The sequence below is a fragment of the Caulobacter sp. GW821-FHT10A10 genome, assembly GCF_059415745.1.
On record NZ_JBWKNV010000007.1, the window covers coordinates 12,892 to 26,769 of the forward strand.

General features: G+C 69.0%; 14 protein-coding genes. 6 read left to right on the top strand and 8 right to left on the bottom strand.

All coding sequences use genetic code 11. The annotated features are described in order from the left end of the window. The first annotated feature begins 27 nt into the window (after positions 1-27). Both lpdA and AC07NS_RS19125 read left to right on the top strand, forming a co-directional pair. Positions 28-1,428 (top strand): dihydrolipoyl dehydrogenase, encoded by a 1,401-nt coding sequence (lpdA, locus tag AC07NS_RS19120; protein WP_494605789.1) that lies wholly within the window; start codon positions 28-30, stop codon positions 1,426-1,428. 156 nt (positions 1,429-1,584) lie between these two features. Then, positions 1,585-2,994 (top strand): OprO/OprP family phosphate-selective porin, encoded by a 1,410-nt coding sequence (locus AC07NS_RS19125; RefSeq protein ID WP_494605791.1) that lies wholly within the window; start codon positions 1,585-1,587, stop codon positions 2,992-2,994. On the opposite strand, the gene AC07NS_RS19130 is transcribed toward AC07NS_RS19125, so the two are convergent. The 4 genes from AC07NS_RS19130 to AC07NS_RS19145 all read right to left on the bottom strand — a co-directional run bounded on the left by AC07NS_RS19130 (position 2,991) and on the right by AC07NS_RS19145 (position 6,789). Beyond that, positions 2,991-3,461 (bottom strand): hypothetical protein, encoded by a 471-nt coding sequence (locus AC07NS_RS19130; protein ID WP_494605793.1) that lies wholly within the window; start codon positions 3,459-3,461, stop codon positions 2,991-2,993. The two genes, AC07NS_RS19125 and AC07NS_RS19130, sit on opposite strands and share 4 nt — an antisense overlap. A gap of 71 nt (positions 3,462-3,532) precedes the next feature. Beyond that, the gene (locus AC07NS_RS19135; RefSeq protein WP_494605795.1) at positions 3,533-3,928 is read right to left on the bottom strand and encodes a DoxX family protein; all 396 of its coding nucleotides are present in this window, start codon (positions 3,926-3,928) and stop codon (positions 3,533-3,535) included. Positions 3,929-4,048: 120 nt separating this feature from the next. Continuing rightward, positions 4,049-5,602, bottom strand: coding sequence for an AMP-binding protein (locus AC07NS_RS19140; RefSeq protein ID WP_494605797.1), 1,554 nt, complete (start codon positions 5,600-5,602; stop codon positions 4,049-4,051). A gap of 143 nt (positions 5,603-5,745) precedes the next feature. Continuing rightward, complete coding sequence (locus tag AC07NS_RS19145; RefSeq protein WP_494605798.1) at positions 5,746-6,789, bottom strand: alpha/beta fold hydrolase; 1,044 nt, start codon at positions 6,787-6,789, stop codon at positions 5,746-5,748. Between the two features lie 83 nt (positions 6,790-6,872). Here AC07NS_RS19145 and lipA point away from each other — a divergent pair, with 83 nt between their 5' ends. Beyond that, on the top strand, positions 6,873-7,850 hold the full coding sequence (lipA, locus tag AC07NS_RS19150; protein ID WP_494605800.1) for a lipoyl synthase: 978 nt from the start codon (positions 6,873-6,875) through the stop codon (positions 7,848-7,850). 3 nt (positions 7,851-7,853) lie between these two features. Then, the gene (locus AC07NS_RS19155; RefSeq protein WP_494605802.1) at positions 7,854-8,306 is read left to right on the top strand and encodes a type II toxin-antitoxin system RatA family toxin; all 453 of its coding nucleotides are present in this window, start codon (positions 7,854-7,856) and stop codon (positions 8,304-8,306) included. A 7-nt stretch (positions 8,307-8,313) separates the two neighbouring features. On the opposite strand, the gene AC07NS_RS19160 is transcribed toward AC07NS_RS19155, so the two are convergent. The 4 genes from AC07NS_RS19160 to AC07NS_RS19175 all read right to left on the bottom strand — a co-directional run bounded on the left by AC07NS_RS19160 (position 8,314) and on the right by AC07NS_RS19175 (position 11,654). After that, the gene (locus AC07NS_RS19160) at positions 8,314-8,784 is read right to left on the bottom strand and encodes a cupin domain-containing protein (RefSeq protein WP_494605804.1); all 471 of its coding nucleotides are present in this window, start codon (positions 8,782-8,784) and stop codon (positions 8,314-8,316) included. Positions 8,785-8,862: 78 nt separating this feature from the next. Continuing rightward, positions 8,863-9,978: an FUSC family protein gene (locus AC07NS_RS19165; protein ID WP_494605806.1), complete on the bottom strand. Its 1,116-nt coding sequence runs from the start codon at positions 9,976-9,978 to the stop codon at positions 8,863-8,865. Then, a complete protein-coding gene (locus AC07NS_RS19170; RefSeq protein WP_494605808.1) occupies positions 9,978-10,469 on the bottom strand; it encodes a CinA family protein in 492 nt (163 codons plus the stop codon). Before AC07NS_RS19170 ends, AC07NS_RS19165 begins: the two co-directional genes overlap by 1 nt. 24 nt (positions 10,470-10,493) lie before the next feature. Beyond that, positions 10,494-11,654, bottom strand: a complete 1,161-nt coding sequence (locus AC07NS_RS19175) for a bifunctional 2-C-methyl-D-erythritol 4-phosphate cytidylyltransferase/2-C-methyl-D-erythritol 2,4-cyclodiphosphate synthase (protein WP_494605810.1) — start codon at positions 11,652-11,654, stop codon at positions 10,494-10,496. 100 nt (positions 11,655-11,754) lie between these two features. Here AC07NS_RS19175 and dusB point away from each other — a divergent pair, with 100 nt between their 5' ends. Further along, complete coding sequence (gene dusB / locus AC07NS_RS19180) at positions 11,755-12,762, top strand: tRNA dihydrouridine synthase DusB (RefSeq protein ID WP_494605812.1); 1,008 nt, start codon at positions 11,755-11,757, stop codon at positions 12,760-12,762. Then, a complete protein-coding gene (locus AC07NS_RS19185; protein ID WP_494605814.1) occupies positions 12,759-13,874 on the top strand; it encodes a two-component system sensor histidine kinase NtrB in 1,116 nt (371 codons plus the stop codon). The genes dusB and AC07NS_RS19185 overlap by 4 nt, the downstream gene beginning before the upstream one ends. The last annotated feature ends 4 nt before the right edge of the window (positions 13,875-13,878 follow it).

The window sequence follows — 13,878 nt, forward strand, 5'->3', positions numbered from 1 at the left end:
CGACGTCCAAGCTAGGGTAAGACTACCATGTCCACGGAATTCGATGTCGTCGTCATCGGCGCCGGTCCGGGCGGCTACGTCGCCGCCATCCGCGCCAGCCAGCTGGGCCTGAAGACGGCGATCGTCGAGCGCGAAAACCTGGGCGGCATCTGCCTGAACTGGGGCTGCATCCCCACCAAGGCGCTGCTGAAGTCCGGCGAGATCTTCGAACAGCTGTCCCACCTGGACGCCTACGGCCTGGCGGTCGAAAAGCCCTCGTTCGACTTCAACAAGATCATCGAGCGCTCGCGCGGCGTGGCCAAGACCATGTCGGGCGGCATCGCCTTCCTGATGAAAAAGCACAAGATCGAGGTCATCGAGGGCGAGGCCAAGCTCGAGAAGGGTACGCCCGCTCCGAAGGTCGTGATCGCCCTGAAGGCCGGCGGCAGCCGCACGGTCCAGGCCAAGAACGTCATCCTGGCCAGCGGCGCCCGCGCCCGCAACATCCCGGCCATCGGCGCCGTTTCCGACGGCGACAAGGTCTGGACCTATCGCGACGCCCTGGCGCCGAAGTCGATGCCGAAGTCGCTGGTGGTCATCGGCTCGGGCGCCATCGGCATCGAGTTCGCCAGCTTCTACCGCGCCCTCGGCGCCGAGGTGACCGTCGTCGAGGCCGTCGACCGCATCATGCCGGTCGAGGACGCCGAGGTCTCCAAGGCCGCCCAGAAGGCCTTCGAGAAGCGCGGCATCAAGTTCCGCATCGGCGCCAAGGTCACCAAGATCGACAAGACCGCCACCGGCGTGTCGGTCTCGGTCGAGGTCGGCGGCAAGGCCGAGCAACTGACCGCCGAGAAGTGCATCGTCGCCATCGGCATCGTTCCGAACACCGAAGGCACGGAAGCCGTCGGCCTGACGCTGGACCGCGGCCACGTGGTCACCGGCAAGCATGGCGAAACCAACGTCCCGGGCCTCTACGCCATCGGCGACGTCGCCGGCGCCCCCTGGCTCGCCCACAAGGCCAGCCACGAAGGCATCCACGCCGCCGAGCACATCGCCGGCTACAAGACCCCGAACGTCCACTCGCCGATCCCGGGCTGCACCTACGCCAACCCGCAGGTCGCCTCGGTGGGCTACACCGAAGCCGCCGCCAAGGCCGCCGGCATCGACGCCAAGGCCGGCCGCTTCCCGTTCAAGGTCAACGGCAAGGCCGTGGCCGCGGGCGAGACCGAGGGCTTCGTCAAGACGGTGTTCGACGGCAAGACCGGCGCCCTGATCGGCGCCCACATGATCGGCCACGAAGTGACCGAGATGATCCAGGGCTTCGTCACCGCCATCACGCTGGAAGCCACCGAGGAAGATCTGCACGGCATCGTCTACGCTCACCCGACCATGTCGGAAGCCATGCACGAGGCCTCGCTGGACGCCTACGGCCGCGTCCTGCACATCTGATCCGGCTGCGGGTCTGGAGTTCGTCCGAACGCGGATGAACTTCAATCCTGGAGACTTTCCCAGACACACTTTGTCACGGGACAGCAAAGGCCCGGTCGCTATGAAGACCCGCCCGACAGGCCGTCGGGCGGGTATTCTGCATTCCGGGTGACGATCTTGCGCGCCTCCATCCAGCTCCCGCTGGCGACCGCCGTCGCCGGCCTTTGCCTCGCCACGTCTCCAGCCCAGGCCCAGGACGGGTCGCTGAGCGCCGAGGACGCCGCCGCGCTGCGGGCCGAGATCGCCACCCTGAAGGCCCAGCTCCAGCGCATGGAGCAGCGTCTGGACGGGGCGACCGGCGCGCCTCAGCGTACGGCCCCGCCGACCGCCCCCGCCGCCGTGGTCGCCGTCGCGCCGCCGGCCAAGGCCTCTGCGCCGACCGAGATCGCCTGGAAGGGCTCGCCCCAGTTCACCGCCAGCGGCGGCCGCAGCTTCAAGGCCAAGGGCCGTATTCAGACCGACGTCGGCTACGTTTCGCGCCCCGACGGCTCGACCGACCGCGGCCTCGGCTATGCCGCCGAGATGCGCCGCATCCGCCTGGGCGGGGAGGGGAGCCTCGGCGCCGGGATCGGCTACAAGCTGGAGCTCGAGCTCTCCGACAACGGCGTCGACCTGGTCGACACCTTCGTCACCTACAAGACCGGCGGCTGGCAGTTCGCGCTCGGCAACCAGAACCAGTTCCAGTCGCTCGACGAGTTGACCGGCGACACCTCCGGTTCGTTCATGGAACGCGCGGCCTTCACCGACGCCTTCAACTTCGAGCGCCGCCTGGGCTTGGCCGCCCAGTACGAGAACTCCGCCTGGCTGCTGCAGGCGGGCCTGTTCGCCGACGACATCACCGCCCTCTCCAATGACAGCGACGGCGCCAGCGGCGGCGACGAGAACAACAGCTACGGCCTGGACGGCCGCGTGGTCTATGCGCCCAAGCTCGGCAAGGCCCAGTTGCACCTGGGCGGTTCGGCCCACTGGCGCGACCTCAAGCGGGTTGGCGACGCCGGCACGCGCTATCGCCAGCGGCCCTACGTCCACACCAGCAACAGCCGCCTGATCGGAACCTCGACCCTGGCCGTCAGAGACGAGGCCCACTATGGCCTGGAAGCCGCCTTTGTCAGCGGCCGCCTGCATGGCGCGGCCGAGACCCATTGGCTGGAGAGCAACCTGGCCTCAGGCCCCGACGCCCGCTTCTTCGGCGGCTATGCCGAACTGGGCTGGTTCCTGACCGATGATGCGCGCGGCTACAAGTCGGGCATCTTCGACCGCGCCAAGCCGAAGAAGCCGCTGGGCGGCGGCGGTCTGGGCGCGGTGCAGGTCAACGCGCGCTACGACTATCTCGATCTCAACGACGGCCCGATCGTCGGCGGCCGTCAGGACGCCCTGATCGCCGCCATCATCTGGCAGCCGGTCGAGTATCTGCGCTTCAACCTCAACCACGCCTACCTGGCCTACCAGGACGCCACGCCCCTGGCCGACGGCGACCGCGACTATAGCGTGCATGTGACGGGCGCGCGGATGGAACTGGATTTCTAGCGGCTCGGACACGCCTTGGCGGGGACCAGCCTGATGTTGTCGGCGTTCAGCGGGACGTCATGGCCGTCCTCGGCGTCGATATCCCAGACCGAGGCCTTGCCGGCGAAGGTGGCTGGGATCTCGCCAGTGGCCTCGTAGATCGTTTCCTTCTGGACGGGGCCGTAGAGGGTGACCAGGACCAGCGCTTCGAGGCTCTTTGGATTGCGCTCCCTCAGCCAGCTGATCCCCTGGCCGCCTTCGCCGATCAGTTCGGCGTCAGGCGTCAGGCTTCCACCCGCCGTGATCCGCCAGCCATGGGGTATCTGGCAGACCGCATTGAACTCGACGCCCCAGGTCGTGAAGCTGAAGCCGTCGATCATCTGCCCGGTCTTCACAGGCAGGTCGACGATCGACAGCAGATAGGTCTTGGGGACGTCCGCCGGCGGGGCGACGGCCAGGGCCAGCATGAAAGGCAGGAAGGCGCTCATGCGCCATCCTGCGATAGGTCATGGCTGCTGTGCGGTTTCTTTCGGTTTTTCCGACAGTCGGATGGTCGTGGTTACGGCCGCTTGCGCACCTGCGCATCCACGCTCCATTCCCCCGGCCCGGCGAACACCAGGTACAGGAACACGAAACAGAACAGGATCGCCGCCTCGCCGCCGTTCAGCGCCGGCCAGAAGCCCTGGCTGAAGTGGGCGAGGAAGTAGGCCACGGCCATCTGGCCCGACAGCAGGAACGCCACCGGCCGCGTGAACAGGCCCAGCACCAGCAGGCCGCCGCCGACGACCTCCAATACCGCCGCGGCCAGCAGCAGCGGCGGCAGCGGATCGGGCGCGCCGGGCTGGGCGGCCGGGAAGTGGAAGAGCTTCATCAGGCCGTGCTCCATGAAGAGCAGGGCGGCGATGATGCGCAGCAGGCTCAGCACCCGCGGGGCCCACACGTACAGTCGTTCCAAGGATCTCTCCCGTTTCCGTCGTTTCGGTTCACGCAGTCGATCGCCGCCAGAAGGCGACGGCCGCAAGCTCTACTGAAACGCCCGGGGAGGGGCGAAGTTCGTCGGTCCGTAGGCGGGCCGTCAGGCGGCCTGGCTGTCGGTCTCGGCCATGCGCTGGATGGCGACGTAGTCGGTCTTGCCGCTGCCCAACACCGGCACCTGGGTGACCTTCAGGATCTTGCGCGGCACGGCCAGTTCAGGTGCGCCGATCGCCTGAGCATGAGCCACCAGCGGGGCCGCCGTGGCGGTCTGGCAATCGGTGACCAGGACCAGCTTCTCGCCCTTCTTCTTGTCGGGCATCGAGATAACGGCGTGACGGCCGTTGGGCCACACGGCCACGGCCAGGTCCTCGGCCGCGGTCAGCGACACCATCTCGCCGCCGATCTTGGCGAAACGCTTCACCCGGCCCTTGATGGTGATCCAGTCGTCGTCGGTCATGGTGACGACGTCGCCGGTGTCGTGCCAGCCGCCCTCGGGAGCATCCAGGCCGCCGTCCTCGCGCAGATAGCCCGACATGATGTTGGGACCGCGCACGTAGAAGCGGCCGCCCTCGGCGATGCCCTCGACGGACTCCAGACGGGTCTCGATGCCCGGCAGCAGGCCGCCGACGGTGCCGGGGCGATTGTCGGTCGGCTTGTTGACCGCGATCACCGGCGAGGCCTCGGTGGCGCCATAGCCTTCCAGCACCGGCACGTCGCCGAAGCGTTCCTTGATCAAGGCGTGGGTTTCGTCGCGCACCTTCTCGGCGCCGCAGACGATGAATTGCAGCCCGCCCAGTTCGTCGGTCTCGGAGGCCCGTGCGTACTGGTTGACGAAGGTGTCGGTGGCCAGCAGCAGCGAAGCCTTGCTGTCCTTGATCAGCGGCGGGATCTGCTTGGTGTGCAGCGGCGAGGGATATTCGAACGCCTTCATGCCCTGCAGCAGCGGCAGGATCACGCCGGCGGTCAGGCCAAAGCAGTGGAACACCGGCAGCGGGTTGAACATCACCCAGGCCGGATCCAGCGGAATGTGGGCGGCGATCTGGGCGGCGTTGGAGACCAGGTTGGCCTGGCTCAGCACCACGCCGCGCGGCGCGCCGAAGCTGCCCGAGGTGAACAGCACCACGCCCTTGTCCGACGGCTTGGCCGGGCTGCGGAACTGGCGCGGGAAGGCGCCGGCCGCGGCCGCGAACAGCTTGTCGCCGAGGCCGATCGTCTTGCGGACGTCTTCCAGGTAGACGACCTTGGCCAGGTCGTCGATCGCGTCGACCACGTCGTGCAGCTTGCCCAGTTCGATGAACTTGTGGGCGGTCAGCACGTGCTGGACATTGGCCAGCTTCACCGCGGCCTTGATGTTCCGCAGGCCCGCCGTGAAGTTCAGCATGGTCGGCACGCGGCCGAAGGCGTGCAGGGCGAAGAACACCACGACCGCGCCGACGCCCGAGGGCAGCAACACGCCGACATGCTCGCCGGGCTTGGTCATGGCCGCGATCTTGCGGCCCAGGGCGAAGCTCGCCCGGATCAGGTCGGTGTAGCTCAGAGGGTTGCGGTCCTGGTCCTCCAGGATCGGCTTCTTGGCTCCGAACTTGTCCTTGGCGTCGATCAGGGCGTCGAAGAGCGCCTTTTGGCCGTCTTCGGCTTTAAAAACTACCGGCATGCCGGCGAAACCTCCCACAAAGGCGCGAGTTCCGCCCTCGTTCGATTGAGCAGGGACCCTAGCGATCCCGGCGGGGTTTGCAAAGATCGGTCACGTTTCGTGATCGAACCCCGTTCTTCAGGTGGGATGCAAACCCTTGCGGCTCAAGGTGTGGCGGTCGAATGGCGGCCGGCGCCGCGCACGGTCTGGATCACCGCCTCCAGCCAGGGGCCCCGCACCGAATCCCGCTCCAGGTGCAGCGCATGGCGCCCGCCCGGCAAGCGGGTTTCGCGGCAGTCCGCCAGCGCCTTGCAGACGCTGGCCTGGGCCGAGGCCGGCGTGACCGTATCGGCGTCGCCGGCCAGCAGCACGGTCGGGATCTTCACCTCTGCCAGGTCTCGGGCCGTCGCGTCCAGCGCGTCGTAATAGGCCGCATAGAGGCCAAGGCTCGGCGCGCCCATCCGCAGGTCCGGATTGGCCGTCTGCCAGGCATGGTTCACCGCGCCCCGCACCGGATCGCCGGTCAGGCCCTGGGCCTTGTCGTCGGGACCGTCGCGCCGCCAGTCCTGCGCCGTCGGCCAGGCCAGGAACGACAGCCGGGCCTGCCGCGCCAGGCGGGCGGTCTTGATCAGTTGGGCCTTGGGAGCGGGCAGGGCGGAAAGCTCGAAGCTCGGCGCCGACAGCACCAGGGCGTCGGCCATCAGGCCTTCCTCGGCCGCGCGCAGGGCCACCAGCCCGCCCTGGCCCTGACCCAGCACCGTCAGCGGCAGGCGGCCGTCGGGACGGATCACCGCCTTGACCATCGCCTTGGTCGCCGTGACGTCGGGGGCGTAGCTGAACACGTGGCCGCGCTCGCGCTTGCCGGCCAGCCGCTCGGAGCCGCCCTGGCCCTGGCGCTCCAGGATCCAAACCACCACGCCCTTGGCGTTGAGGTCATTGGCCGTCTCGAACCAGGTCTCGGCGCTTTCGCCGTAATCGGTCAGGATCAGGATCTGGCTGGTCGGCGCGCCGTGTGGGGCCGAGACGCCGTAACGCTGCACCGCGTCCTCGCCGACCTGGACATAGCCCCAGGCCCAGCCGTTTGGCGGCAGGAAGCGGCGTTCCAGGCCCGGCGGGGTTCGACTGTCGGCGAAAGGCGCGCGGGAGCCTTGCTCGCCGCAGGCGAAAAGGGGCAGGGCGAGCAGCAGGACGAGCGCGTGGCGAAGCATATAGGCCACTCATTTCGCGCCTTTGCGCCGCATGCAAGATCGAGAGCTTGATCCGGAGGCCAAGAAGGCCGATCTAGGCCCACATGGTCACGTTGATCGATACGCTGAAGGCTCGCGGTCCCGAGGAACGCGCCGTCCGCCACCCCGAAAAGCAGAATCGCCCGGATACGCCGGTCCTGCGCAAACCCGAGTGGCTGCGCGTCCGCGCGCCCGGCTCGGGGCAGTACAACGAGACCAAGGGCATCGTGCGCGAGCACAAGCTGACCACGGTCTGCGAAGAGGCCGCCTGCCCGAACATCGGCGAGTGCTGGAGCCAGAAGCACGCGACCATGATGATCATGGGCGAGATCTGCACCCGCGCCTGCGCCTTCTGCAACGTCACCACCGGCCTGCCGACTCAGCTGGATCCGGACGAGCCACGCCGCGTGGCCGAGGCCGTCGCCAAGATGGGCCTCAAGCACGTCGTCATCACCTCGGTCGACCGCGACGACCTGATCGACGGCGGCGCCCGCCACTTCGCCGAGGTCGTCACCTCGATCCGCGCGATGTCGCCCGGCACGACCATCGAGATCCTGACGCCGGACTTCCTGCGCAAGGATCAGGCCGAGAACGTGGTGATCGACTCGCGGCCCGACGTCTTCAACCACAATCTGGAGACCGTGCCGCGGCTCTATCTGAAGATCCGTCCCGGCGCGCGCTACTACAACTCGCTGCGCCTGCTGGACCGCGTGAAGCAGCGCGATCCTTCCCAGTTCACCAAGTCCGGCCTGATGGTCGGCCTGGGCGAAACCAAGGAAGAGGTCATGCAGGTGATGGACGACATGCGTTCGGCCGGCGTCGACTTCATCACCATCGGCCAGTACCTGCAGCCGACCCGCAAGCACGCGGCCATCGACCGCTTCGTGACGCCCGAAGAGTTCAAGGCCTATGAGGCGATCGCTCGGGCCAAGGGCTTCCTGATGGTGTCGTCCAGCCCGCTGACCCGCTCGTCGCACCACGCGGGCGAAGACTTCGCCAAGCTGCAGGCGGCCCGCCGGGCCCTCGACTCCAAGGCCCGCTAAGCCTTGCACCGCCACGTCGTCACTCGGGTGCTGCCCTACGCGCCCGAACAGCTCTTCACGCTCGTCGGCGACGTCGAGGCCTATCCGTCGTTCGTGCCGTGGATCACGGCCATGCGCACCTGGAACGCCCACGAGGCGGGCGACGTCTCCAGCCTCGACGCCGAGGCCCAGGTCGGCTTCTCGTTCCTGCGCGAGAAGTTCGCCACCCGCGTCCGCCGCGACGTGACGGACTTGAGCGTCACGGTCAGCCTGCTCTACGGGCCGTTCAAGCGGCTGTCGAACCAGTGGCGGTTCTCGCCCCATCCGGATGGGACCACCGTCGACTTCGCCATCGACTTCGCCTTCAAGTCCAAGGTGCTCGACGCCCTGCTGGCCGCCAACATGGACCGCGCGGTCGACAAGCTGATCGCCTGCTTCGAGGCCCGCGCGGCGCAGCTCTATGGCGTGAAGGCCTGAGGCCCGCTCATTTCGGAATGGCGGGCGTCCAGGGCTTGGTGTCCTTCGGGCCGGCCCAACTGATGAACATCAGGCATTGGTCAGAAAGACAGTCGTCCGCATGGCCCTGTCCGCCCGGCTGGAACCAGTAGCTGCCCGGCCCCAGCGATTTGGCGTTCTCCCGGCCGCTCTGCGGCGTCCAGTGCTTCATGACGCCGCTGATCACCGTCAGGCGATAGTCGCTGGTATGGAAGTGAAGCTGGCCTTCGCTGCGCGGCGTCTTCATCAGCATGTCGGACGGACCCGTGTCCGGGTCGCCGCGCAGGACGGCGATCTGCGCCCCGTTGGGGTTGGTCGGTGAGACGGGCGCGAACTTGGCGTCCTCGAAGGGAATGATCACCAGCTGTTCGGCGGCGCTGGAGGCGCTCGCGAGGGCGGCGAGCAGGACGGTCAGGCAGCCGGCGCGCAGGGGCGTGCTGGACGAAGGCGAGCGCAACATCAGGCGTTTCCTCGATGCGGGACGACCCATCGAAGATAACCGGCGTTATTTGGAATGATGTGCGTTTTGGCGCCGAATCTAGTCCCGCTTCCCCGCCGTCTCCTCGACGCGATCGGCGAAATCCCCCAGGTTGGCGAACAGGTTCTCCACCGCGAACACCAGGCCGAAGGTCCGCGCCGCGTCGTCGAAGCCCAGTTCCCGTGTCGCCCCGACGTCGCGCATGCCCTCCACAGCGTCCTGGAAGGTCTGGTGGCCGGCGGCGAAGGCGATGCGGTCGGGGCGGGCGGTTCCTGACAGGCTCTGAGCCACGCCGCGCAGATAGGCCGACGAGGCCGACAGCATGGCCGCCGTCGGTGGGGCGAGGCTGGCCGCGGGCAGAGGCTCGCGCAGGGCCCGGCCGATCATCACGCAGTCGTTGCGCAGCCTCCACAGGGTGCGGGGCAGGGCGTCCGACACCGAGCGGTCGGAAAGCTTGCTGGCCGTCTCGCGGTCGGCCTCGGTCATCGCCGTCTGCAACTTCGACAGCGCCTTGAGGGTCTCGTCATAGTGTTCGCGCGCGTCCAGGTCGCTCGGCGCGCCCTCCAGTTTGGCGGCGTAGTGCGACAGCAGATCGGCCAGCAGTCCGGCCGCCTTCTGGCTGCTCGACACCACCGACTGGTGCGCCCGGGCCGGGAAGATCAGCAGGGTGGCGGCCACGCCGACCAGGCTGCCGACGGTGATCTCGGCCACCCGCAGGAACGCCGCTGTCAGCGGGTCCATGTGCGTCGTCGTGCCGATCAGCATGATCACCGCCGTGATCGGCGCCACCTTGAAGGCCGGACGCACCGCAGCCAGAAAGGCCAGGGCCGCGGCCGTCACGGCCAGGATCGGTCCACCCCATTCGGGATGACGGCTATGCAGCCAGGCCGCCACCGCGCCACCCGCCGCGCCGACCACGGTGCCCATGAACCGCTCGATCGAGGCTGTGATGGTCGCGCCCAGGCTCGACTGCACGACGATGACGGCCGTGAACACCGCCCAATAGCCCTGCGGCAGGTGCAGGAGCGTGGCCAGGGCGTAGGCGGCGACGACCGCCGCCGACACCCGCACCGCGTGGCGCAGCTCGCTCTTGCGCTTGGCCGCCGCGCCCAGCGCCGAGCGCGAAAAGCCCGCCCCGACGAACCGTCGCCAGTCGGAAGGCGCGCTGTCGGGCATCAGGCCACGGCCTCGCGCAACATCTCCAGCGCCGTGCGGATCGCCGCCAGCTGCACGGCCTCGCGCGTCTCGCCGTCGAAATGTTCGTGCCTATGGACGACCGAGCGGTTGGCGCGGGCGACGGCGAAGTGGACGGTGCCGACCGGCTTCATCGGCGTGCCGCCGCCGGGGCCGGCGATGCCGGTGATGGCCACGGCCACGTGGGCGTTGCTGTTGGCCAGGCCGCCCTCGGCCATCATCCGCGCTACCGGCTCTGAAACGGCCCCATGGTCGGCGATCAGGTCGCCCGGCACGCCCACCATCTCGCTCTTGGCGCGGTTGGTGTAGGTGACGAAGCCGCGCTCGAAGACGTCGGACGCGCCCGAGATCGCGCAGATCGCGCCCGCCACGAGCCCGCCGGTACAGCTTTCGACCGCCGTCAGGCGCAGCTTCTTCTCTCGCGCCTCGTCGATCAGCAGTCGGGCCAGGGTTTCGATCTCGATGGGAAACATGCCGCGACTCCTTTGAGGGCCAATCTAGAGGGGCGTCTCGACCGTCGCCACCGCCTGGGCCGCCAGGCCTTCGCCGCGGCCGGTGAAGCCCATCTTCTCGGTCGTGGTCGCCTTCACGCTGACGCGGTCGAGCGGCAGGTCGAGAATCTCGGCCAGTCGCTGACGCATGGCCTCGCGATGCGGTTTGATCTTCGGCCGCTCGCAGATCAGCGTCACGTCCACATTGATCAGGCGTCCGCCGCGCTGGCGGACGAGATCCACGGCGTGGATCAGGAACTTGTCCGAGGCCGCGCCCTTCCACTGCGGATCGGTCGGCGGGAAGTGGTCGCCGATGTCGCCGTCGCCGATCGCGCCCAGAATCGCGTCGGTCAGGGCGTGCAGGCCGGCGTCGGCGTCGGAATGGCCGATCAGGGTCTCGTCGTGGGCGATCTCGACGCCGCACAGCCACACTGATTCTCCCGGACCCCAGCGGTGGGCGTCGAAACCCTGGCCGATGCGGGTGATGCGGGCGCCGCCCGCCAGCCGTTCGGCCATGGCGAAGTCCTCCGGATAGGTCAGTTTGGTCAGCAGCGGATCGCCGGCCGAGATGGCGACCTTGCCGCCGTCGGCCTCGACCACCTGGGCGTCGTCCGTTGGCTCGGTCTCGCCGCTCCAGGCGGCGTAGGCGGCGAGCAGGCGGTCGCGGCGGAAGGCTTGCGGGGTCTGGGCGCGCCATAGGCCCTCGCGCGACGTCGTGGTCGCGCCCGACTCGCCGCCGCGCTTGCCAACGTACTTGAGCGTGTCGGCCACCGGCAGAGCCGGAACCACGCCGTCGGCGGTCTCCAGGGCCGCCAGCACGCCGTCCACGACGGTCTTGGTCAGGAAGGGGCGGGCGGCGTCATGCACCAGCACCGGCTCGTCGGCCTGGCGATGGGCGAGGGCGGCCAGGCCCGACTGCACCGACAGCGCCCGCGTGGCGCCGCCCGGCGCGAACCGCCAGCCGGCAAGGCCGGCCAAGGTTTCGCCCAGGATGTCCTGCATGGTGGGATCGGTAACGATTACGAGATCGGCGGCCCCGGCCGCCAGCAAGGCCTCGACCGACCAGCGCAGGACCGGCTTTCCCGCCAGATCCCGCCACTGCTTGGCCTGGCCGGGTCCGGCACGGGTTCCGCTGCCTGCGGCGACGACGACGGCTGAGAAGGTCATGGCCCGTGTCTAACGTTGTCGTCGCGCATGTCCAGCGAACGGAGGGCTTTACTGCGCTGCACAATGTGCCTAAAAACACAGCGGTGGGGATGATCATAAAATGAGCAAGCAGCTCGCAGTCGGCGCCGTCACGGTGCCCGGACGGGTGTGGATTGCGCCTATGACAGGCGTTTCCGACCTTCCGTTCAGAGAAACGGCCACGCGCCTTGGCGCATCATACGTGGCCACCGAAATGGTCGCCTGCGCGGAATTCGCGAAGGGCCGGCCCGACGTCGTCCGCCGCGCGGCCGTCGGCGAAGGCCTGCCGCTGATGGTCGTACAGCTTGTCGGCCGTGATCCGGAGCACATGGCGCACGGCGCCCGCCTGGCGGCTGAAGCCGGGGCCGAGATCATCGACCTGAACTTCGGCTGCCCGGCCAAGGAAGTCACCGCCGGCGCCGCCTCGGGCTCGGCCCTGATGCGCGAGCCGGACTTGGCCGAAGCCCTGGTCGCCGCCGCCGTCGAGGCCGTCGATGTGCCCGTCACCGTCAAGATGCGCCTGGGCTGGGACGACGCCAGCCGCAACGCCCCCGAGATCGCCGCTCGCGCCGAAGCCGTCGGGGCCCGCGCCATCACCGTGCACGGCCGCACCCGCTGCCAGTTCTACAAGGGTGAAGCCGATTGGGCCGCCGTCGCGCCGGTCAAGAACGCCGTCTCGGTACCGGTCCTGGTCAATGGCGACATCATCGACGCTGACAGCGCTCGCCGCGCCCTCGAGCAATCGGGCGCCGACGGCGTGATGATCGGCCGGGGCGTCTATGGTCGCCCGTGGATCGCCCAGGCCATCGAGGCGGCCCTGGACGGCCGCGACTTCGTCGAGCCGCAGGCCGACGAGCGCCTGGCGATCGTCCTGACCCATTTCCGTCGCAGCCTCGCCTTCTACGGCGATCGCCTGGGCCTGAAGATGTTCCGCAAGCACCTGGCCTCATACATCGAGGCCGCGCCGTGGCCGCAGAGCGCCGAAGCGCGCCGCCAGGCGCGCGCCAGCCTTTGTCGCATCGAGGATCCGGTTGTTCTGGAGGCGGCCCTGGCCGACCTCTGGCTCGCCGGCGGAAGGATCGCCGCATGACCGACCGCGCCCGCGCCATTACCGGTCCCGCGCTGGACGCCCTGAAGGCCGCCGCCTTCGAGCTCAGCCCCGAGCCCGCCCTGGTCGTCGATCGCGACGGCGCCCTGGTGGCCGTCAACGAGGCCGCCGAGGCCCTGTTCGGACATGGCCTGTCGCTGCTGGCCCGCGGCCGCTTCCGCGCCGCCCTGCCGCCCGGCTCGGTGCTGGTCTCCCTGATGGACCGCGCCGTGTTCGAAGGCGCGCTGGTCCGCGAGCACGGGGTCGAGGTCAATCTCTTCGGCCAGCCGCCGTTCGAGGCCGACGGCGCCGCCGCGCCCCTGGGCGATGGCTCTGTGCTGCTGACCCTGCACGTCAAGGGCGCGCTGAGCGGCGAGCGCAGCGCCGACGCCGCCGGCCTGCGCTCGGTCGTGGGCCTGGGCCGCATGCTGGCCCACGAGATCAAGAACCCGCTGGCCGGCATCCGCGGCGCGGCCCAACTGCTGAAGACCGGCGCCAGCGCCGCCGACCAGCCGCTGGCTCAGCTGATCGTCGACGAGACCGACCGCATCCGCCGTCTGGTGGATCGCATGGAGGCCTTCTCCGACCAGGCCCCGACCCCGCGCGAAGCCGTCAACATCCACCAGGTGCTCGACCGCGTGCGGGCGCTGGTGGTCAACGGCGTCGCCGACGGCCTGCGTTTCCGTGAGCAATACGATCCCTCGCTGCCGCCGGTCTGGGGCGACGAGGACCAGCTGATCCAGATCTTCCTGAACCTGGTGAAGAACGCCTCCGAGGCCGCCCACATGCGCGGCGACGGCCGTGGCGAGCTGGTCATCCACACCGCCTGGCGTCCGGGCGTGAGGGTGCGCGGCGCCGACGGCAAGGCCGCCTCCAGCGCGCCGATCGAGATCCGCGTGCAGGACAACGGGCCGGGCGTGCCCCAGAGCCTGCGCGAGCACCTGTTCCAGCCCTTCGTGACCACCAAGGCCAACGGCACCGGCCTCGGCCTCGCGTTGGTCACCAAGCTCGTGACGGCCCACGGCGGCCTGATCGATTTCGAATCCGAGCCCGGCCGCACCGTGTTCCGCGTGTTGCTGCCTGTGGCGCCCGAACCTTCCTTTGGAGACGCGTGAGTAG

Coding starts and splice junctions, on each gene's coding strand:
- lpdA (WP_494605789.1), top strand. CDS start 28: ATGTCCACGGAATTCGATGTCGTCGTCATCGGCGCCGGTCCGGGCGGC.
- AC07NS_RS19130 (WP_494605793.1), bottom strand. CDS start 3,461: ATGAGCGCCTTCCTGCCTTTCATGCTGGCCCTGGCCGTCGCCCCGCCG.
- AC07NS_RS19140 (WP_494605797.1), bottom strand. CDS start 5,602: ATGCCGGTAGTTTTTAAAGCCGAAGACGGCCAAAAGGCGCTCTTCGAC.
- AC07NS_RS19145 (WP_494605798.1), bottom strand. CDS start 6,789: ATGCTTCGCCACGCGCTCGTCCTGCTGCTCGCCCTGCCCCTTTTCGCC.
- lipA (WP_494605800.1), top strand. CDS start 6,873: ATGGTCACGTTGATCGATACGCTGAAGGCTCGCGGTCCCGAGGAACGC.
- AC07NS_RS19160 (WP_494605804.1), bottom strand. CDS start 8,784: ATGTTGCGCTCGCCTTCGTCCAGCACGCCCCTGCGCGCCGGCTGCCTG.
- AC07NS_RS19165 (WP_494605806.1), bottom strand. CDS start 9,978: ATGCCCGACAGCGCGCCTTCCGACTGGCGACGGTTCGTCGGGGCGGGC.
- AC07NS_RS19170 (WP_494605808.1), bottom strand. CDS start 10,469: ATGTTTCCCATCGAGATCGAAACCCTGGCCCGACTGCTGATCGACGAG.
- AC07NS_RS19175 (WP_494605810.1), bottom strand. CDS start 11,654: ATGACCTTCTCAGCCGTCGTCGTCGCCGCAGGCAGCGGAACCCGTGCC.
- dusB (WP_494605812.1), top strand. CDS start 11,755: ATGAGCAAGCAGCTCGCAGTCGGCGCCGTCACGGTGCCCGGACGGGTG.
- AC07NS_RS19185 (WP_494605814.1), top strand. CDS start 12,759: ATGACCGACCGCGCCCGCGCCATTACCGGTCCCGCGCTGGACGCCCTG.